Annotated in this window: 18 protein-coding genes; 3 read left to right on the plus strand and 15 right to left on the minus strand. The window is 54.5% G+C overall.

Going from position 1 to position 19,597, the window contains the following annotated elements; all coding sequences use genetic code 11:
* The first annotated feature begins 469 nt into the window (after positions 1 to 469).
* On the plus strand, positions 470 to 1,435 hold the full coding sequence (locus tag H6507_05905) for a hypothetical protein (GenBank protein ID MCB9368619.1): 966 nt from the start codon (positions 470 to 472) through the stop codon (positions 1,433 to 1,435).
* 91 nt (positions 1,436 to 1,526) lie between these two features.
* Here H6507_05905 and H6507_05910 read toward each other — a convergent pair whose 3' ends face one another.
* A complete protein-coding gene (locus tag H6507_05910) occupies positions 1,527 to 3,050 on the minus strand; it encodes a hypothetical protein (GenBank protein MCB9368620.1) in 1,524 nt (507 codons plus the stop codon).
* Between the two features lie 95 nt (positions 3,051 to 3,145).
* Entirely contained in the window at positions 3,146 to 4,279 is a 1,134-nt protein-coding gene (locus H6507_05915; protein MCB9368621.1) for an aspartate--ammonia ligase, read from the minus strand.
* 426 nt (positions 4,280 to 4,705) lie between these two features.
* On the opposite strand from H6507_05915, the gene H6507_05920 reads away from it, so the two are divergent.
* Positions 4,706 to 5,794 carry a nitronate monooxygenase gene (locus H6507_05920; GenBank protein MCB9368622.1) on the plus strand — a complete coding sequence of 363 codons (1,089 nt, stop codon included), beginning with the start codon at positions 4,706 to 4,708 and terminating at the stop codon, positions 5,792 to 5,794.
* 98 nt (positions 5,795 to 5,892) lie between these two features.
* Here the strand turns inward: H6507_05920 and H6507_05925 are convergent, their stop codons facing one another.
* The 3 genes from H6507_05925 to H6507_05935 all read right to left on the minus strand — a co-directional run bounded on the left by H6507_05925 (position 5,893) and on the right by H6507_05935 (position 8,720).
* Positions 5,893 to 6,594 carry a hypothetical protein gene (locus H6507_05925; GenBank protein ID MCB9368623.1) on the minus strand — a complete coding sequence of 234 codons (702 nt, stop codon included), beginning with the start codon at positions 6,592 to 6,594 and terminating at the stop codon, positions 5,893 to 5,895.
* 245 nt (positions 6,595 to 6,839) lie between these two features.
* The gene (locus tag H6507_05930; GenBank protein ID MCB9368624.1) at positions 6,840 to 7,679 is read right to left on the minus strand and encodes a DUF58 domain-containing protein; all 840 of its coding nucleotides are present in this window, start codon (positions 7,677 to 7,679) and stop codon (positions 6,840 to 6,842) included.
* Between the two features lie 60 nt (positions 7,680 to 7,739).
* Positions 7,740 to 8,720 (minus strand): MoxR family ATPase, encoded by a 981-nt coding sequence (locus H6507_05935; protein ID MCB9368625.1) that lies wholly within the window; start codon positions 8,718 to 8,720, stop codon positions 7,740 to 7,742.
* On the opposite strand from H6507_05935, the gene rlmN reads away from it, so the two are divergent.
* Positions 8,691 to 9,881, plus strand: coding sequence for a 23S rRNA (adenine(2503)-C(2))-methyltransferase RlmN (gene rlmN / locus H6507_05940; GenBank protein ID MCB9368626.1), 1,191 nt, complete (start codon positions 8,691 to 8,693; stop codon positions 9,879 to 9,881). The two genes, H6507_05935 and rlmN, sit on opposite strands and share 30 nt — an antisense overlap.
* Positions 9,882 to 10,005: 124 nt before the next feature.
* Here rlmN and meaB read toward each other — a convergent pair whose 3' ends face one another.
* Genes meaB through H6507_05990 form a run of 10 tightly spaced genes read right to left on the minus strand, consistent with a single transcriptional unit; the run spans position 10,006 to position 19,586 of the window.
* Positions 10,006 to 10,926: a methylmalonyl Co-A mutase-associated GTPase MeaB gene (meaB, locus tag H6507_05945; protein ID MCB9368627.1), complete on the minus strand. Its 921-nt coding sequence runs from the start codon at positions 10,924 to 10,926 to the stop codon at positions 10,006 to 10,008.
* Positions 10,923 to 11,228: a hypothetical protein gene (locus H6507_05950; GenBank protein ID MCB9368628.1), complete on the minus strand. Its 306-nt coding sequence runs from the start codon at positions 11,226 to 11,228 to the stop codon at positions 10,923 to 10,925. The genes meaB and H6507_05950 overlap by 4 nt, the downstream gene beginning before the upstream one ends.
* Positions 11,228 to 12,298, minus strand: a complete 1,071-nt coding sequence (locus H6507_05955) for an NTP transferase domain-containing protein (protein MCB9368629.1) — start codon at positions 12,296 to 12,298, stop codon at positions 11,228 to 11,230. Before H6507_05955 ends, H6507_05950 begins: the two co-directional genes overlap by 1 nt.
* Position 12,299: 1 nt before the next feature.
* Positions 12,300 to 13,943 carry an Ig-like domain-containing protein gene (locus H6507_05960; protein MCB9368630.1) on the minus strand — a complete coding sequence of 548 codons (1,644 nt, stop codon included), beginning with the start codon at positions 13,941 to 13,943 and terminating at the stop codon, positions 12,300 to 12,302.
* Positions 13,915 to 15,216, minus strand: coding sequence for a UDP-glucose/GDP-mannose dehydrogenase family protein (locus H6507_05965; GenBank protein ID MCB9368631.1), 1,302 nt, complete (start codon positions 15,214 to 15,216; stop codon positions 13,915 to 13,917). Before H6507_05965 ends, H6507_05960 begins: the two co-directional genes overlap by 29 nt.
* Positions 15,217 to 15,258: 42 nt before the next feature.
* Positions 15,259 to 15,834, minus strand: coding sequence for an SIS domain-containing protein (locus H6507_05970; protein ID MCB9368632.1), 576 nt, complete (start codon positions 15,832 to 15,834; stop codon positions 15,259 to 15,261).
* Positions 15,831 to 16,820 (minus strand): GHMP kinase, encoded by a 990-nt coding sequence (locus H6507_05975; protein ID MCB9368633.1) that lies wholly within the window; start codon positions 16,818 to 16,820, stop codon positions 15,831 to 15,833. The genes H6507_05970 and H6507_05975 overlap by 4 nt, the downstream gene beginning before the upstream one ends.
* A 1-nt stretch (position 16,821) precedes the next feature.
* The gene (locus tag H6507_05980) at positions 16,822 to 17,520 is read right to left on the minus strand and encodes a nucleotidyltransferase family protein (GenBank protein MCB9368634.1); all 699 of its coding nucleotides are present in this window, start codon (positions 17,518 to 17,520) and stop codon (positions 16,822 to 16,824) included.
* On the minus strand, positions 17,517 to 18,461 hold the full coding sequence (locus tag H6507_05985) for an NAD-dependent epimerase/dehydratase family protein (protein MCB9368635.1): 945 nt from the start codon (positions 18,459 to 18,461) through the stop codon (positions 17,517 to 17,519). Before H6507_05985 ends, H6507_05980 begins: the two co-directional genes overlap by 4 nt.
* On the minus strand, positions 18,462 to 19,586 hold the full coding sequence (locus H6507_05990) for an SDR family NAD(P)-dependent oxidoreductase (protein MCB9368636.1): 1,125 nt from the start codon (positions 19,584 to 19,586) through the stop codon (positions 18,462 to 18,464).
* Positions 19,587 to 19,597: the final 11 nt, after the last annotated feature.

Below are 19,597 nucleotides of genomic sequence, written 5' to 3' on the forward strand. Positions count from 1 at the left end.
TGGTCGTGGCGTCCATTATGGGGAATCTCCAGTTAGCTTTCAGTGGTGTGCTATAACACTTAGCAAGCCTTATGCCACAACTATTAGCTCCACAGATTTACTCTGTTCTACCTATATATTTTGCAAAACATGTGTTTCTTTCGAATGACTGGCAGGTAAGAACTCGGCAAAAATCGTCCAAACCGGGGAATTTTAGCCAATAAATTTCCCCCCGGTCTTCCGGGTGGATAAAGGGGGGTCAAGCCTGCGAGTCGCATACAGCCCTTTGTCCCATTCACCTACTGCCGTCAGCCTCCGGCCGTCTCCGCCGCACCCCGCCGAAAGTCGGGGCAAGCGCAGGAAGGCCCCAATCTCCGAGCGGGGATTTAGCGTAGTGGTTCCCCGCCGGAATCAGGAATAAATCTGGACAAGTTGACTTTCTGCTTCGAATTTCATATTTCATACTTCATATTTTCCGAGGGCCTTGATCATGACGCGAATTTCATCTGTGTTCAATCTTTTGAAGCAGGTGGGGTTCGCGGTTTTGGTGCTGGGTGCAATTGTAGAGATTCGAGCGCAAGGTGCCTGCGAAGTCCGCGGACCATACGACCGCTGCGAGGTCTTTGAAAGAATTAAAGAACGGATAGCCACGGACCCGTGGGTGCTGAAGGGCGACGCGGGCGAAGGCGGGCTGCAGGACGACATTTGGGATTGGCAAGTGCATTCAAAAGGCGAGGTCACTCAAGAGATGATTGACCTCCTGCGCACTCTTGCCGACGATCCCGAGGTCGACGGGCGCATTCGTGTATCGGCCGTGTGGGCTCTTGAACTCTCCGAACCTGAAGAAGAACTGGACAGAATGCGCCACCTCAGCAAAACTGCGCCGCCGAGCATTGCCGTTCCGGCGGCGGCCCAGCTTGTCCGTTGGGGACATTGGGATGATGGAAGTGAAACGCTCTTGAGGTTTGGCTCTTGGCAACAACTCGCTTACTCAGCCGACGAAATGCACGCCATGCCGATTCTGGTTGCCGCGTCTTGGGACACAACACGCACTGGACTATCGAGAATACATGCCGCATCGGCAATGCGCACATACGGTGACACCCTCACATTTTTCGCGGTTGCAAGAAGAATCCTCTCGGAATACTTGTTGGAAGGAAAGCCATGTAAAGACCTCGGAGATCTTGGCCGCTGCCTGGACTCGGTCGGACTTGCGTTCGAACGTGCCTGGGACACGACAGATACACGGCTGTTTGTCGCAGGATTGAACTACCCGGTCACTCCTATTCAACGACAATGCGTCTACATTCTTGGCCAGAGAGGCCGGGCCTTTCACGACCGTACTGCCGCCGAAGCGCTGTGTATCGCTTCAATTCAGTGCGCTGACCCGGAGGTCAGAGAAGATGCTGCCGAGCAGTTCATGACGCTTCCCAAATGGCTGCGGGAGTCCGAGTGATGTTTTCATAGTCACGCTTGCATCAGACAACAAATGAAAGGCGGCGGCCATACTTTGGCCGCCGCGCTCACTTTGTGAGTGTTCCGTCCCCTTAGTTCTCCCGAACGCGGTAAAGTGCGAATCTTTCGCCCTCCGCAGCAGGCGATTCATTCGCGGGGAAGTCCATTTCGCGAGATAATTCCCAAGTATCGGCCGGCTTGTCATACAACACGCAGGTCGCAGAGTATCTTTCGAGCACACGCTCACGCTCTTCTCGGTTCTGCAGAGCGTAGTACCCATCCGCAGCCTCGCAGCGCTGATTCAAATCGTCGTTCATCAGCGGATTTCCATGAATGTGCGCGACGACTTTCGCACCGGTGATCGCGGGCAAGATTAATCCGTATTCGCTCGGTGCAAGCAAAACGTCCGTTGGTATGAGTTTCCCATCAAGAAACTCAAAACTCATCACGTCCCGGCCGTGCAAGCTGAATCCGGAACGAACCCATTGTGCCACGCTGCCTCCGAGGTCGCGCACATCTCTCTGCCGATAACGCGCTCCCCACAACACAAGCACTGCCAATACCGCAATGGCAAGTATGTCGGCTACTCTGCGCTCTCGGAGTCCGTTCAGCAATCGTGGCCCGTCTTCAACAACATAGAGCGCAAGAGCAAGGTGCAGGAAGATTGCCCCAAACAGAATGAACCTTCCTCCGATGAGAATCCCGAGAAAATACGACGCCGCATAAATCAACGCACACAATATTGCACCCAGTACCACAAACGGATGCCGCCGCTTGACGACGAAATAAACAACGACAAGCAACCCGCCCACAGCGGGACCTAACGCCGCGAATTGCGATTCAAAATGCGGAGTCGTAAACCAGGACTCTGAAGAACCGCTTGTCAGCACGTGCCAGTAGTCAAAATACGGCCAAACGACCGCACTAACCACACAGAGCAGAGGAACAACCTGCAAGCCGACAATGAGTTTGGGAGATTTAGTCGGCAACAGCATTGAGCCAGCCGCGACGATCAAGAATGCCGCGGTGATTGGATGCGAAAGAAATGTTATGACTGTCAACATCGTGTAAGCCACAAGCTGCAACATGCCCCGAGTCCGCAAGAACTGACTGAGACTCGCCAAGGCATGAAAACTCAGCCCGTACGCGAATGTCGCAATGTACGGCGCCGTGTAAAGCAGCATCTGCAATTGATACGCGTTCGACTGTCCGTAGCCCTTCCCCCATATCCACAGCATGGCCACCAGCCAAACCGTAGGGAGCCAGCGGTTTTCGAAACAGCTAATCGACAACCTCCAGATACCCGTCACGATCAGAAGCAAGTTCACCGCCGCGACAACCGGCAACAAGGTAAACGTCGACCATCCGAACAGCCGTGCCGCCATTCCCCACATCAGAGTATAAGGAGTGAAACGCACGGAGGTCTCTCCCGGCAAAGCCAGCAGCGGATTGAGCGGATTGGACGGGTGCCGGGCAAACTCCCGCATCGCAGCCACCTGCTCCCAGACGTCCGCATAGATCGTCCACGGGCGAGTCATCGCGTACGGAACGCCGATGACGATCAGCGCTAACGACAGGAAAACATAGACACTCTTGGCCGACACTCGTGAGAACATTGTCGATGTTGGGTTATTCGAAGGATTCCATAAATCTAAGCGGCTTGCACGAAAGGTGCAAGCCGCTGTTCAAACTAAACGGAATCAGTCGGGGGTCAGTTCAGAACATGAATCTGCCGCTCGGCACACATGTCTTTCAGGACCTGCGGCCACACGGTGACGCTGACTTCGCCCAGATGGGCCTTTTTCAGAATGGCCATACACGTCCGCGCCTGACCGATGCCGCCGCCAATGGACAGCGGAATCTCGTCGTTCAAGATCATCTTGTGGTACGGCATGTCGAGGAAGTGCATCTGCTTGGTCGCTTCAAGCTGTTGCTTAAGCGTATCCTTCGTCACACGGACGCCCATCGAGGTCAACTCGTGGCGGCGCTTCGTGACGTGGTTCCACACCAGAATATCGCCGTTCAGACCGTGCATCAATTGACCGTTCTTTTCGACGGTCGGAGTCACCCAATCGTCATAGTCCGCTGCGCGCATTTCGTGCGGATAGCCGTCCTTGAGTGTCCAGCCGATGCCGACGATGAAAATTGCGGGATATTTCTCCGACAGGATTTTTGTCTCGCGCTGCTTGCGCGGCAGGTCCGGATACATATCCAGAATTTCTTCCGCATGCAGAAACACGAGTTCCTTGGGCAGATTCGGCCACTTCGAGTTCTTTAGCTTGGGAAACTCGCTCTGAATGAAGTCTTCGGCGTCCGTCAAGACCTTCCACTCTTTGTTGACGATCATTTTCAGAAAATCGAGATTGCGGTCTTTGTCCGTGATGACCCGTTCCCAGTCCCACTGGTCGACGTATGCGCTGTGGTCATGATCAAGGAAGTAGTCTTTGCGCACCGCGCGCATGTCCGTGATGATGCCTTCGCCCACGTCACACTGGAATTGTTTGAGCGCGACTCTTTTCCATTTCGTCGCGGCCTGCACGACCTGCGCGTCAATTGGATTCTTGTTGTAATCGTTGTTGATGTGAAAATCAATCGGCGTGCGCGAACCGTCGCGGTCGAGATAGTCGTTGACGCCGCTGTTGGTGTCAACGATCAACGGGCATTCGACGCGAAACAGATTCAGTTCTTTGCTCATGCCGTCTTCGATGAATCGTTTCAGCTTGGCCAGCGCGATTTGTGTTTCTTTCGGCGAGAGCAGCGAGCTGTAGTCGGTCGGGAGAACCTTTTCGACCTCTTCGTAAGTCCCGATTCCCGGTCCTGCAAGGTCGGCAGCTTTGTTGGACATAGTCGTGTCTCCGGAGCAATGCGTTTATGTGTTCGAGTTTTATGGGGACGCGATATGTGAAAATCGTCATATAAGACTCAGCACCAAATCGTATCCCTTCTGATAACCCATAAAGTTACGCGAATATCCTCAGACCGTCAAATTGTGTCTCATTGCACCTATTTTGTTACTCATTGAGATTTCGGGAGTTCATTTTGCGCGAGGAGAAGCAGATCAGTTAAACCCCGTCATATGTGACTTAATCAAGTTCTGGAAATGTGTTGATGTGTTAGAAGGGTTTGAAACATGAAGTAGTTTTCGAGTTGTGTGACAGAAACGCTTGATTCTTTGCTTTGTCCGGTGTACAATTATTGAATTTGCTTTTTCAGGCTCACTATCCCACTTTGCGATGATTTCGCAGAAAATCTCTCCGAAGCTCAGGTTCACATGCTAAACTCTATCAAATCACTTCGGATCGGCGATCTGACCGCGCGGATCCCCATCATTCAAGGCGGAATGGGGGTCGGAATCTCGATGTCCGGGCTTGCGGCAGCGGTGGCAAATCAAGGCGGGATTGGAGTCATTGCAACGGCCGGTATCGGAATGGACGAGCCGGACTTTTACCGGAATTTCGCCGCGTCGAATATGCGCGCACTGCGTGAGGAGATTCGCAAAGCCCGTCAAGCCACGAGCGGTATCTTGGGCGTAAACATCATGGTCGCTCTGACGAATTTTGCGGACATGGTCAAGACCGCGATTGAAGAAAAAATCGACGTGATCTTCTCCGGTGCTGGACTTCCGCTTAATCTTCCTAAGTACCGTCCGCCGGATTCGAATACCAAACTCGTTCCGATCGTTTCTTCTGGCCGAGCCGCGACAACCATTTGCAAACGCTGGCAGGAGAAATACGATTGTCTACCGGACGCACTGGTCGTGGAGGGTCCCAAAGCCGGCGGCCATCTCGGTTTCAAGTACGAACAACTCTCCGATCCCAATTTTGCGCTGGAAAATTTGGTCACAGACGTAATTGAGGCCGTGAAGCCGTTTGAGACAAGCTCGGGCAAGCAGATTTCGGTGATTGCCGCAGGCGGCGTCTACACGGGCGCGGACATTCACAAGTTTTTCGAGTTGGGCGCATCCGGAGTTCAAATGGGAACTCGCTTCGTCGCAACCGATGAGTGTGATGCCGCGGACGATTTCAAACAGACCTATATTGACGCGCGCGAGGAAGATATTCGGATCATCAAGAGCCCTGTGGGATTGCCGGGACGTGTGATTCGCAACTCATTTGTGGATGCGATGGAGCGCGGCGAGAAAGAGCCGTTTCGATGTCCATATCATTGCATCGTCACTTGCGATTTCCAACACAGCCCGTACTGCATCGCCCTTGCGCTGATGAATGCCAAGCGCGGAAACTTGAAGCATGGATTTCCTTTTGCGGGCGAAAATGCGCACCGTGTAGACAAAATAGTGCCGGTCAAAGAACTCATGGACTCGCTGGTGAAAGAGTATCTTCAAGCGGTCGCGCACGCCTGAAGTGTCGATTGAAGTCCCAATTGCCCAGCCTCAAAACAAAAGCTCCGAATTCCTTCGGAGCTTTTTGCATCTTTTGTGATTAACTCTCGATACAGCGGCTAATCGTCACAAGCGTCAGATTCCCACTCAATGGTCAAGCAGTATGATCCTTTCGCGGAAGGACCGGCACCGTCTAAAACGAGCCAATAGGTACCTGGGGAGACACAGGTCTGGAGTCCCGCGGCCAGCCGTTGTCCGTAGTTTAAGGAAGGATCATTGTTGTTCGATTCATAGAGCGACGAAGCCGGAGCGGAGCCGCAGCAAGCGTCTTCATACAAACAGAGGTACGTATCGAATGTCGAGCCCGCCGTGCGGATCGTCAGGCCGTCGAAGCCGTACACTTCGAGTTGTACGACGACGTCGTTGCCCAATCTGCAGAAAGGATACGAGCAGTTGTTGCCGGCCGTATACGTTTGTCCATACGAGCGGATCACAATGTCTTCCCCTTCAGGTCCATCGATTACTGTCCCCGGACACGCATTGGCGAACTGATCCAAGGTCACTGCTTGCTCGCGTTCTGCGGCTGTGTAGTACTCCGGATGCAGCGCCTGCTCAAACTTGAAATAGAAATCGTACAAGTCCTGCGGAACTTCGAGTCCCTGCTCGTCCAATCGTTCGATGTTTCTAAAGGCGGCTTCCAGAATCGCTTCGCCTGACGACTTGCCATAGGCCAATTCGCTTCCCGGTGTCGCGGCAAACGCGGGTGCGGCCAAACTTCCCCCCAAACACACAATCGAAAGCACGGTCAACAAGCGTCTCATGGCTTTCTCCTTTTCGTTTTCCCTGAGCCCAGTTTTTGGTCATTCTATAGATAATAGACAAACTATGTTTATTTCCGGCAACTTGTCAAGTCCTCAGCTCCTCTTCCACAACTTTCCACATTTGGTCACATCTGACCATCGCAATCATATCTCTGAGGACCTAACCTCCGTAAGTTGAGTCTTGGTCTGCAAATAAAAAGACGGCCGAAGACCGTCTTTCAAGACTTTTCACTCCAAGAATCCAATTATCGCAGTGCTTTCCTCTTAGTCAGGTAGGAAATCAAAGCCTGATCGTAGGTCGTATCCGTCTGGAGAAGCGTGTGGTCTATCTGGTTTTCTTGACATCCCCGGCGGATGCGCTCGATGAAGTCGCCCATCATCTTCTGGTATTCCTTGCGAATGTGCCACGGTTGAGTAGGCAATTCAACTCCCGTTTCCAGATCTTTGAACCGGACGTCGCCCGTAAAGGCAAAGTCGACTTCGCGCAGATCCAGAATCTGGAGCACCAGAACTTCGTGACCGTTATGGCGGAAGTGTTTCAGGCCCGACAGAATATTCTCCGGATCATCCATCAAGTCCGACAATACGATAATCAATCCGCGCCGCGAAATTCGCTCGGCCACACGGTGCAAGTTCTTGCCGATGTCCGTCTGTGCAGTCGGCTGGAGTTTCTCGAGCGTGGAGAGCACGACGTTGAGATAAGTGTGCACCGAGCGCGGCGGCAAATAGTTGCGCAACTCGGTATCATACGCCGCAAGCCCGACGGCGTCGCGCTGCTGGATCATCAAAAACGACAACGCCGCCGCCAGATACGACGCATATTGAAACTTAGTAATCGATCCCGATGTGTAGTTCATCGAGTTCGACATGTCGAGCAAAATGTACGACTTGAGATTGGTCTCTTCTTCGTACTGCTTGACATACATACGGTCTGTCTTGGCATAGACCTTCCAATCGAGATTGCGCAAAGGATCGCCGTCCATATACGGACGGTGCTCGGCAAACTCGACAGAGAATCCGTGATAAGGCGACTTATGTAAGCCGACCATAAACCCTTCGACAACCATGCGCGCCCGAAGTTGCATGTTCTTCAGCCGCGACACAAAAGCAGGGTCAAGATATGAGAGGGTCTCAGCCAAGGCGGACTACTTCTCCGCCAAGAGCTTCTCAACCAGATGCTCGGTCTTGATGCCATCGGCTTCTGCCGTGAAGTTCGGGACCAGGCGGTGGCGCAGAACGGGCAGGGCGACGGCGCGGACGTCGTCGATCTCGGGAGTCGGACGGCCGTGCAGCGCGGCGCGGGTTTTGGCGCCCAAAATCAGATATTGCGACGCGCGAGGTCCGCAACCCCAGCTCACATAGTCCTTGACGAACTTGGGAGCCTCGTCGCTGGCCGGACGGGTCTTGCGCACGAGCTTGACCGCGTATTCCACGACGTTGTCAGCCACCGGGACGCGGCGAATCAAATCCTGCAGCGTCGCGATTTGCTGAGCATTCAGGACCTTCGAAACCCCTTGCGTCGCCGCCGAGGTCGTGTTCTTGACGATCTGCTGCTCTTCCTTCAGGGTCGGGTAATCCACCCAAAGGTTGAACATGAAACGGTCGAGCTGAGCTTCCGGCAGCGGATAGGTGCCTTCCTGCTCGATCGGGTTTTGCGTCGCCAGCACGAAGAACGGCTCTTCTAACTTGTAGGTCTCGCCCGCCGCCGTCACCTCGTGCTCCTGCATGGCTTGCAGAAGCGCGGCCTGCGTCTTGGGCGGAGTACGGTTGATTTCGTCGGCCAGCACGATGTTGGCGAACACGGGCCCCTTGATGAACTTGAAGCTGCGGCGGCCAGAGGCGCGATCTTCTTCCGCGATTTCGGTACCCGTGATATCCGACGGCATCAGGTCGGGCGTGAACTGGATGCGGCTGAATTTCAGGTCCAGCATGCGCGCCATCGTTGAGATGAGCAGCGTCTTGGCCAGACCGGGCACGCCGACCAGCAAGCAGTGCCCGCGCGCCAGCAAGGTCATCATCAATTGTTCAATAATTTGCTCCTGGCCGACAATCACCTTGCCGACTTCCTTGAGCATAATGTCGCGGGACTCGTTGAGTTGTTTGAGCGCGTCGAGATCGGACGCCATAGGCAGGAGAATCCTTCGGGTTTGGACTTGCGCGGCGGGTTTTGGCTTCGTAGATTGAAGCTCCACCTGCAAGGTTACATGTTATTGAAAAAGAAAATACTTATAGGTCTAACGCGCGAAGAGCTTGAAAGTTTCGCGCGCGAACACGGTCAGCAGGCCTTCCGGGGCCGTCAGCTCTACTCGTGGATTTATCAGCGTCGCGCAACCAGTTTCGATGAGATGACTGATCTACCCGCCGCATGGAGGGTTGAGCTGGCTAAGTTCTCAGAAGTTGGACGCTTGGAAGTCGCTCGCCCGCCGCATGATACGAGAGACAGATCGCGGAAATTCCTATTTGACCTGGCCGACGGGCTTCGAGTTGAATCGGTCTATCTCCCCGAGTCGCCGGGGGAAACCGCGTGTATCTCCAGTCAGGTCGGATGCGCGCTCGGCTGTCATTTTTGCGCCACGGCCAAGATGGGGCTGTTCCGAAATCTGACTGTCAGCGAAATTCTCTTGCAGGTCTTGGAAGTGGAGCGCCGCTGCAACACCCGCCTAACCAATCTGGTCTTCATGGGGATGGGCGAACCGCTGCACAACTATGACAACGTAGTGGCCGCGCTGAAGCTCTTGACGGACCCTGAAGGGATCGGGCTAACTCCCCGCCGCATCACCGTTTCCACCGTGGGACTTGTATCGGGAATTGAGCGCTGGATCGAGGAGACTCCGTCCGCGAAATTGGCGATTTCCCTGCACGCCACGACCGACGAACGCCGCGCGGAGCTGATGCCGATCAACAAGGCCTATCCACTTGATGTGCTGTTCAAGTGCTTGCGGAAATTCGCTCATGTCACGCGCGATCCGGTGACCTTTGAGTACATCATGATCGACGATTTCAATGACCGCGAGGAAGATGTCGACAATCTCGCGCGCTGGTTGAAGAACATTCCGGCGAAGATGAATCTGATTCGCCTTCATCCTACAGGCTCAGGTCTTAAACCGTCGAGCGACGAGGCTATAGACTGTTTCATGGGATGGCTAACCGAAGCCGGAATCCGCTGCACTTTGCGCGAGTCAAGGGGCCTCGAAGACGAAGCAGCGTGTGGTATGCTCTTCACGCAAGAACCGTTTAAGCCGAGTAAGGCGCGGGCGTGGGAGACTGTTCCGCCGAGCGGGGATTAAGCGAGTCAGCGCGGTTCCCCGCCGGAATCTGAGAACGATTCCATCAATCTGAACTTATCGAAGAACCCTCCGATTACCATCGGGGGATTTTCATTTTCCGCGCCAGCGTCACTGGGTCCAGCGTCTACGCTGGCATCAACCTCCCCAATACCACATACGGACTCGCCCCCTCCCTTAGCGCGGCATCCATGATCCCTTCGCGCTCTTCCGTCCAGAATTTTGCTAACAGTTTTTTCTCGAGCATGCGCTGAATCCGGCGTCTGGCGTGCGCGTGACGGCGGCTTTCGAACTCGCCTGTTTTGCGCAGATGATCGAGATGCGCTTCGATTTGCTCGTACAGCTCGGTGACTCCCTGCTCGCGCGTGGCGACCGTGTTCACGACCGGCGGCTTCCATTCGTCCCAGTGCTTGAGCATCATCGCGCCTTGAAGATCGCCCGTGAAGCGGTCGGCTCCCTCGCGGTCGGCCTTGTTCACGCAGAACACATCCGCCGCTTCCATCAGCCCCGCCTTCATCCCCTGAATCGCATCGCCCGACTCGGGCACGAGCACCACGACCACCGAGTCCGCGTACTGCACGACCTCCATTTCCGATTGCCCCACGCCGACCGTCTCGAACAGAACGTAGTCAAACCCCGCTGCATCCAACACATCGGCCATATCTCCGGCGGCCTGCGACAAGCCACCCAAATCTCCTCGGGTCGCAAGCGAGCGCACGAACACGCCCTCGTCTAAGCCAATCGCATTCATTCGCACGCGGTCGCCGAGCAGCGCGCCGCCCGAAAACGGCGATGTGGGATCGACTGCCAAGATCGCCACCTGCTTGCCCTGTTTGCGCAGGAATTTCGTGTAAGCCGTCACGAGCGAGCTCTTCCCCGCTCCGGGCGGGCCGGTGAAACCGATGCGCACCGCGTTGCCGACTTTGCCTCCCAGCGAACGCAGCACCTCATCGGCGGATTCGGACGAATTCTCGACGCGCGAGAGCGTCCGCGCCAGCGCACTGCGCGATCCCGCAAGCAATTGGGACGTCAACTCAGGAATCGTCACTGCGCGGCGGACTCCTCGGCTTTCGCGGTCAAATCCACGACGATGGAAGGCTTGTCGGCAAATTGCTCGACATACTCGCGCACTTCCGGCAGCAAATAAAGGGAATCAATATCCATTCTCGCCAGCGCCTTGGCCAAAATTTCCGCGCGTTCTTCGTCGCCAAAGCGCTTGTTCATGATTACCAGTTTCTCGGCTTCAAACACGCAGCTCCCGCCGCGAAAATTTCCTTTTTCATTGCGGAAACGGTAGCCCTGTTTCTCCAATGCTTCGGTCAAGTGTTGCACGAGTTTCGCGGGTTTCATCAGAGCACCCCCTCTTTTCCTTGTGATCTGAGCTTATCGACGAGTTCTTTGACTTCCTGCGAACGGTCGAGCGGGCAAATCATCAGTGCGTCGTCCGTTTCGACTATGATCAAATTACTGACTCCGACTGCGGCGATTAATTTTTTGTTGCCGAGCACGCAGGTGTTGTGCGTATTCGCAAGCGTCACGTTGCCGCGTACTGCGTTGCCGTCTTCGTCACGCGGCATCAACCGCCAAACCTCGTCCCAGCTCCCGACGTCATTCCAGTCAAACGTTCCGCGCACTACGGCGACTTTCGGCGCGCGTTCCATCACACCGTAGTCGATGGAAATTCCTCTGCCTGACTCAAACACCTTGTGGGTAACGTCTTGCTCGTGCGGCGTTCCGATCGCGCCGTCAATCTCCAGAAACGCGGCGCCCCACTGCGGAAGCTGGTCGCGAATCTGTCTCAAAATAGTATCCGCGCGCCACACGAACATGCCGCTGTTCCACAAGAACTCTCCGCTCTCGAGAAACAACCGCGCGGTCTGCAAATTTGGTTTTTCGGCGAATGTCTTGACCGGGTACACGTTGTCGCGAATTCGAATTCCACTCGTGTCCATCTGAACATAGCCGTACCCCGTCTCGGGCCGCGTGGGTTCGATGCCGATGGTGGCCAACACTTCCGAATCGTGCACGGCTTCCACAGCCGACGACAGACAAAAATGAAACTGTTCGATATTCGTGATTCTGTGGTCTGCGGGCAGCACAATCATCACGGCGTCGGGATCATGCTTGTGCAAATGCACGGCGGCAAGCCCAACAGCGGGTGCGGTGTTGCGTCCCACGGGCTCGATGATAAATCTCTTCTCGTCGAAATCGGGAATCAGTTCTTTGATCAGCGCGGCCTGTTCGGCATTCGTTACGATCCAAACATGATCTTTCTCGACGAGACCGTCCAACCGAGCGATGGTGCGCTCGATCATCGTGCCCTCTCCGGTCAAATCAATCAGTTGTTTCGGACGATTGCGGCGGGACAGCGGCCAAAAGCGCGCTCCGACTCCGCCGGCCATAATCACGGCATGAAGCATATTATTTCTGAGATAGTGTTGTCCAAAGAATATCGACTTCCGCGCTCCATCGCGGACGCACGGCAATCGTATCGGGATGCCACTGAAACGGCTCCGAAAATGCAAACGGAGACACGGTTCCCCGGTCAAACATTTGGTTGCCGTTTACGTCGTGGATCGCCCGCAAACGATAATCGCCTTGAGGATATCCCACGAATTTGAAAGCGGAGTTCGTGAACACGGTTTCGAGCGGATCGCCGGTTCTGACACGATAGAGTTCCACCAACCACGGTCCGAGTTCCGGCGATTGAATTGCGCCGACGATATCTCCCAACGAATCCACCGGATAGTTGTACCAGGTCAGCGTCCACAACGAATCACGCCACACGTTTCCGCTGCGGTCCGTCACAAATGAATTCGGAATGCCGAGCACGTACTTGCGCCCCGTTTCGATCGGCAGTTCCGGTACTACAGTGATAGACATCGCGTCGCTTTGTTTGGCGCCCACGGAAAAGTCCGTCGTGTCAGCCTTTAGCCTGACCGAAAGCGAATCTTCCGTTGCGTCGAATACGATCGGCTCGTTGAATACGATCACGATTTCTTGCTGAACGGATCGGTTCGCTGAGCGGTTTGCCGGATAAGTTTCTGCAACTTTCGGGTGCGTCGTGTCGGGCTTCGTCGAAATGGCAAACTTTTCCGTCAACATTGAATCCCCGACCGCCACCTTCGCCGTCGCACTGTCCGTGGTTAACGAATCGTCCAAATACACGAACCAGCTTGCAGTCGAACTTGTGTCACGCGAAAATTGCAGCGCGGTTTGCAAACTTACGTCGTCAAACACGTCAAAACGGTCCGGCGCAATTTCGTGGTTGAAACGAAGATTCAGTGTGCGAACGTCGATTTGCTTTGCGCGCAGAATACCGAGCGTAGTCGTGTCCTGCAAAGTCGGCGCAAACGTCACGCTTGGAACCAGACCTTCGACTGCTTGCACGTCTTGAGTCGCCGGGCCGATGCGCTCGTTCGCCGGTGACCAAAGTCCGTCGAAGTTTTTGTCCTCAAGTGCAAAGAGTCTATACACGCCCGGAGCGAGATACCCAAGATCGAACACACCTTGATCGTCCGTTTGCATTCGATAGTCCGGCGTATCGATCATCGGATCAGGCATCGTGTCTCCCAGCAAGTACGCGGCAATCGAAATTGACTTCGCTCTGTCCGGCAAAAGGCTCACGCCTTGGATCTCGCCGCGGTCAATGTGGTCACCGGTACTAAACGCGAGCGTCTGACTGTTTTCGAGCGCGTTGCCTTGCATGTCCTTCGCTTGTGCGCCGACGGTGACGACAATCGTACGATTCTCCGGGAGTGGATCAAGAAAATCGAGAGTCAACATCCGTCCCGACCAGCGGTAACGCAAACGTCTTCCCGGTTCCGGAGAAAGATAAAGCGATGCTTCGACGGAAGGACGGTTGACGGGCTCCGAAAATTGCAGTGTAACGTCGCTGTCGCGCGGCACATTTACGCTGCCCGCCTCCGGAAACTCAAATGCGATTTCCGGAGGTGTTTTGTCTTCCGGGCCGCCGGGCGGCACGCCCATTCTCGCGCACGACAGACTCAGCAGCGCAAGCGAAATTAGTGCAAGTCTAATTGCGGCCAATGCCGAAGTACTCAAATCCCATTTCACTCATGTGCGACGGCTCAAAAAGATTGCGGCCGTCGAAAATAACCGGGCGTTTCATTTGCGATTTAACGCGCGCGAAGTCCGGTTCGCGGAATTCTTGCCACTCCGTTGCAATCAGCAGCGCGTCCGCGTCTTTAAGAAGCGAATAGTAATCGTCGTAAAAATGCACTTTGTCGCCCAAAATCGGCCGCGCATTTTCCATCGACTGCGGATCGTACACGTGGAGTTTCGCGCCGCGTTCGTGGAGCATCTCAATCATATAGATGGACGGCGCCTCGCGCATATCATCCGTACGCGGCTTGAACGCGAGCCCCCAAATCCCGAGCTTCAGCCCGGTCAAGTCTTCTCCGAAGTGCTTCACGACTTTCTCTACAAGTCTCGTACGTTGCTTGTGATTGACTTCGTCGACGGCATCGAGAATCTTCATCTCTTGACCGTACTTCTTGCCGATCTTAATCAGCGCCGACACGTCTTTCGGGAAGCACGAACCGCCGTAGCCGATACCTGCAAACAAGAAATGAGGACCGATGCGCTTGTCAGAACCGATGCCGAACCGCACATGATTGATATCCGCGCCGCACTCCTCGCATAGGTTCGCAATCTCGTTCATAAACGTAATTTTCGTCGCGAGCATTGCGTTGGCGGCATACTTCGTCATCTCCGCCGAACGCACGTCCATCGTCACCACACGGTATCCCGTACGGTGGAACGGAGCGTAAAGTCTCTTCATGATCTCTTCGGCGCGCTGGCTCGACACGCCGATTACGATTCGGTCAGGCTTCATAAAATCATTGACCGCGTCGCCTTCTTTCAAGAACTCCGGATTCGACACCACGTCGAATTCTACGTTGGTGTGCTTTGCAATCGTCTCGCGGACGAGATCGCCCGAGCCCACGGGGACGGTGGACTTGTTGACGATGACTTTGTAGCTTTTGAGCCTCTTGCCGATGGATTCGGCGACGGCCAGCACATAGGATAGATCCGCGGATCCGTCTTCACCCGGCGGAGTACCGACCGCGATCATCAAGACTTCCGAATCATCCATGACGGAATACAAATCCGTCGTGAAGCTGAGCCGGCCTTGAGCGACGTTGCGGTCAAGGTACTCTTTCAGACCCGGTTCGTAAATGGGCACGACGCCCTTTTTCAACATTTCAATTTTACGCGGATCCGTATCCACGCATGCGACGGTATTGCCCGATTCTGCGAGGCAAGTGCCGGTGACGAGACCGACGTAGCCGGTCCCGATGACTGTGACTTTCATGAGTAGGGTTTTTGCTAAAGGTAAGAAACGGAGCAGTGCGAGTTATTTCGCAATGAACTCCTTCATGTAGGTGCTGATGATGTGATTGAGCACCAGATGCAAATCTTCGACGGGACCGTATTCGCGGGACTCGACGATGACGTTGTGGTCGGTCATCGCCGCAAGTTTACCGCCTCCAAAACCGATCAATCCAACTATGGTGGTCTTGAGATCTCGCGCGGTCTTCGCGGCCTCAAGAATGTTCGGCGAATTTCCGGATGCCGTTATCAAAACCACGACGTCGCCCGGCTTAGCGTACGCGCGCAAGGGTTCGGAAAAAATTGAGTCGTATCCGACGTCATTGCCGTACGCGGTGAGCATCGGCATGTTGTCACCCGGCGCGAACATACGAATGCGGCGCTTGTCGGGATGACTTGAACCTTTCGAATGATCGCACACCCAATGCGACGCGGTGCTCCATGATCCGCCGTTGCCGCATACGTAAATCGCAGCGTCGCGCGCATACGCGTCTTCGACGATCGAGATCAGTTTCTCGACGTCCGCGATCGTGACGCTGTCAAGCACGGCTTTCAGACGGTTGAAATACGACGAAATGTGAGCGCTCTTGTTTAAGCTCATTTGAACGGATATCTCTTGATATTGAAAATGACTTTGCTGCCGTCGCGCTCGGGCATAAACGGAAGTTCGAACAACTCGCTCAACGCGTTGCGGACAGAGTCTTGATTCGAGGGCGGCACATACAAAAGCAAGAACCCGCCGCCGCCTGCACCGGCGATCTTTCCTCCAACCGCGCCCGCCTTGATCGCGCGGCCGTACATATCGTCAATACCGTCGTCGGAAATTTTTGCAGCCATCTTTTTCTTAAGTTCCCAACCGGCGTGCAAGAGTCTTCCGACTTGCTCGAAGTCCATAACCGTAAACGCCTGTTCGATCTTGTCGACAAGCGGCATCATCGCATCGAGCACTTCTCGCTTGGAACCAGTTTGCGATTTCTGCTCAGTCAAAATCTCCGCCGACTTGCGAGTGCGGTTCGTATAGAAAAGCATCAGGTGGCTTCCGAACAGGCGAAGCGCCTGCGCAGGCAAATCCACTTCGGCTTCGGTTACGGTTTGATCCGGATTAAACGTAAACCGTCTCAGGCCGCCGAACGCGGCGATATATTGATCTTGCTTGCCGATCGGTTTTCCGCAGCGTTCGATTTCGATTTCACACGCCTCGCGCGCCAGCCGTTCCGGACTTACCTGTCGTCCCAAGTATTGGTACATCGCGTTAAGCAATCCTACCACCAGCGAAGACGACGACCCGAGCCCGCTCCCTTCCGACGGAATGTCCGCGAGAGTTGAAATCTCAACGCCCGTTCCAAGACCCGTCATCTCCATCGCCGCACGAATCAACTCATGTTTGATCTCGTTGACTTCGTCGACCGTTTCGTTTCGCGAGTAGTTCAAAACGATCTTATCGTCGAATCGCTCTTTGATGATGACGAAAATATATTTGTCGATCGCCGTAGAAATGACGCGGCCCGCACCGTGCAGATAATAGTCTGCAAGGTCGCTGCCGCCGCCGGCGAAACTTAGTCGTAAGGGTGTCTGCGTAATAACCATGCTACAAGTTGCGTTCTCTGCGCGCGCGGACGGCCGCGTACGCCTCGGGAGTGCCGATGTCTTGAATGTACTCGTCCGTCACGTATCCGTACATCTTGCCGACGAGCTGAGGCAAGACGTGAAATCCAATATCGGCCGGCTGATTCTCCGGAACCCAATTGAAAAGCTCCGGCGTCGCCGCGTGAATTCCGGAATTGGCAAAATTTGATTTTGGCCGCGCGGGTTTCTCTTCAAAACTCACGACCAACCCGGTATCGTCAATCTCCAAAATGCCGCAGCGCGTTGGTTCATCCGTCGGATAGGCGACAAGTACCAGCGGCGGCGAGTTCTTTTCCTCGTGAAAACGCGCAAGTTTCGTCAAATCCAGCTCGACATAATTGTCGGCGTAAATGATAAAGAAACGATTGCTGTCCGACAGAAACTCTTTCGCGGAACGAAGTGTTCCTGCGCTGCCCAAGAGCGTCTCTTCATAGCCCTCGTTAAAGTTCAATCCGTGCGGACGCGTGCCGATAAACTCGCGTACCAGTGCGGCATGATGATGCGTATTGATAAAGACGTCCGTGACGCCCGCGTTCGCAAGCGTTTCGCACCAATAATCGAGCAGTGGCCTTCCAGCGACGGGCAACAAGCACTTTGGAGCATTCTTCGTCAACTCACCAAGTCTGCTTCCGACGCCCGCCGCGAGAACGATTGCTTTCACGCCGTCGCCATGGACTTTTCGCGATCAGACTTGCACCAATCCCACGTCTTGCGCAAACCGTCTTCAAGACTGACTTCCGGTTTCCAATTCAGAATGTTGTTTGCGCGCGTCGCGTCAAGATACACAGCGCGAATTTCGCCCGTTCGCGGCGGAGCGTAGTTCGCGTCGCCGCCAAAATCGGCGAGGCGCGCAAGCTCCTTATAAAGCGTATTCACCGACGTCCCAACCCCTGATCCGACGTTCATGATCTCACCGTCGCCCGCCTCTGCGGCCAGCAAGTTCGCCCGCGCGCAGTCGGAGACATAAACGTAGTCACGGAGCTGTTCTCCGTCGCCGTAAATTGTGGGCGTTTTCCCGTCCAGTAAGAGTCCCGCGAAGATCGCGATGACGCCAGCTTCGCCGTGAGGATTCTGCCGCGGCCCAAATACGTTCGGATATCTCAATACGGTATACTTGAATCCGTAAAGAATCTTGAATAGTTCGAGATAGTGCTCCACGGTGTGCTTGGAAATTCCGTACGCACACTCCGGATGGATCGGATGTGATTCGTTGACCGGCAAACTATTTGGCTCGCCGTAAACCGCGCCGCCAGTCGAGATGTAGATGAACTTCTTGACGTTTTGCTTGTGCGCAGCCAAAATTAAATTGATCGACCCGACGATATTCGATTCAGCGTCGAACACGGGATCGACGAGCGACTTGCGCACGTCCATTTGCGCCGCGTGATGGTCAATCACGTCAGGACGAAATGCCGCGACGACTTTTTCTACCGCAGCGGCGTCTCGAATATCCACCTCAAAAAACGTAGCCTTCTCGGGCACGTTGTGTCTGAATCCAGTACTCAAGTTGTCGAGCACCGCCACTTCGTGTCCCGCCGAAACAAAAGCATCCGCTACATGCGATGCGATGAACCCCGCTCCCCCGGTTACAAGAACTCTCATTTATGCTGTCGCTCCCTTTGACGGTCTGACTACGTTCAAACTTTGCATTTTCTGTTCGGCGAAATCCATGATGTCGTCGATATCGGTTTGCTCTTCGAGATACGCACGGTATTCTTTTACGGAATCTTCGGCCGAACGCGTGGGATTCCAGCCAAGTGCTTTGAGCTTGCTCACATCCGAAATGATGTGCCGTGTGTCGCCAAAACGGTAGAGTCCCGGAACACGCGGTTCAAGTCCTTGCTTGCCGAATACTTTCGCGACGATTGCGCAAAACTCCTTGACGGTGTAGGCCCGTCCGCCGCCGACATTGAACATCTCATAGTTCGCCCGGTCGTCCTCAAGGACTTTCAAGTTCGCTTGTACGACGTCGTGTATGTTCACGAAATCTCGAACTTGTTCGCCGTCTTCATATATCAGCGGCGCGCGGTCGAAAAAGTAACTTAGCGAAAAAATTCTGCACGCGCCCGAGTAGTTATTGTAAAAACTTTGGCGCGGTCCCTGCACGATCGAAAACCGCATCGCGACCGAGGGTATGTCGTAGCGCTTGCCGAACGCCAGCGTCATCAATTCCTGCGAATACTTGGAGAGCGCATATTGATTGAGAGGTTTTGCGTCTGTCTCCGGCGTCGCTTGCCACTTTAAAACCTCTTTCGTGCGAGGATCGAGAAAATCCCATTGTCCGTCGTCCAAGTCTGAAACCGGACGCAGCTCCGGATGATAAAGCGTGCCGTCTTTTGCTGCGTACCGGCCTTCGCCCGCAACCGCTTGCGACGACGCTACGACGACTTTCTTGACGGGAAGTTTCTTCTCGACGATTAACTCGTAGATCAAAGCAGTTCCGACGCTGTTTACCCAAAAGAACTTCGAGAAATCCGGAAGATAATCCTGGTAAGCTGCAAAATGATAAACCGCTTCAACGCCGTCAAGCGCCTCAATCATTTTCTCACGGTCACGAACGTCGCCTTCGATGAATTTTACTTTGGCGGGAATGTAGGCAGGCTTGCCCTTCATGTGAACGGGCTTTTCAAGGCTATCCAAAATCGTGACGTCATAGCCGCGCCGCAGCAGTTCGTCCGTTGTATGCGATCCGATGAATCCGGCGCCGCCGGTGACTAATACTCGCAAGTGTGTCCTTT

The sequence above is a fragment of the Calditrichota bacterium genome (genome assembly GCA_020637445.1).
In the GTDB taxonomy this organism is placed as follows: Bacteria; Electryoneota; RPQS01; order RPQS01; family RPQS01; genus JABWCQ01.

Bases quoted from the DNA above. Each gene is read 5' to 3' on its own strand.
- H6507_05975 (MCB9368633.1), bottom strand. From the start codon at position 16,820: ATGGTTATTACGCAGACACCCTTACGACTAAGTTTCGCCGGCGGCGGC.
- H6507_05915 (MCB9368621.1), bottom strand. From the start codon at position 4,279: ATGTCCAACAAAGCTGCCGACCTTGCAGGACCGGGAATCGGGACTTAC.
- H6507_05955 (MCB9368629.1), bottom strand. From the start codon at position 12,298: ATGCTTCATGCCGTGATTATGGCCGGCGGAGTCGGAGCGCGCTTTTGG.
- H6507_05950 (MCB9368628.1), bottom strand. From the start codon at position 11,228: ATGAAACCCGCGAAACTCGTGCAACACTTGACCGAAGCATTGGAGAAA.
- H6507_05930 (MCB9368624.1), bottom strand. From the start codon at position 7,679: ATGCAACTTCGGGCGCGCATGGTTGTCGAAGGGTTTATGGTCGGCTTA.
- H6507_05985 (MCB9368635.1), bottom strand. From the start codon at position 18,461: ATGAGAGTTCTTGTAACCGGGGGAGCGGGGTTCATCGCATCGCATGTA.
- H6507_05970 (MCB9368632.1), bottom strand. From the start codon at position 15,834: ATGAGCTTAAACAAGAGCGCTCACATTTCGTCGTATTTCAACCGTCTG.
- H6507_05905 (MCB9368619.1), top strand. From the start codon at position 470: ATGACGCGAATTTCATCTGTGTTCAATCTTTTGAAGCAGGTGGGGTTC.
- H6507_05910 (MCB9368620.1), bottom strand. From the start codon at position 3,050: ATGTTCTCACGAGTGTCGGCCAAGAGTGTCTATGTTTTCCTGTCGTTA.
- H6507_05965 (MCB9368631.1), bottom strand. From the start codon at position 15,216: ATGAAAGTCACAGTCATCGGGACCGGCTACGTCGGTCTCGTCACCGGC.
- H6507_05935 (MCB9368625.1), bottom strand. From the start codon at position 8,720: ATGGCGTCCGATCTCGACGCGCTCAAACAACTCAACGAGTCCCGCGAC.
- H6507_05925 (MCB9368623.1), bottom strand. From the start codon at position 6,594: ATGAGACGCTTGTTGACCGTGCTTTCGATTGTGTGTTTGGGGGGAAGT.
- H6507_05920 (MCB9368622.1), top strand. From the start codon at position 4,706: ATGCTAAACTCTATCAAATCACTTCGGATCGGCGATCTGACCGCGCGG.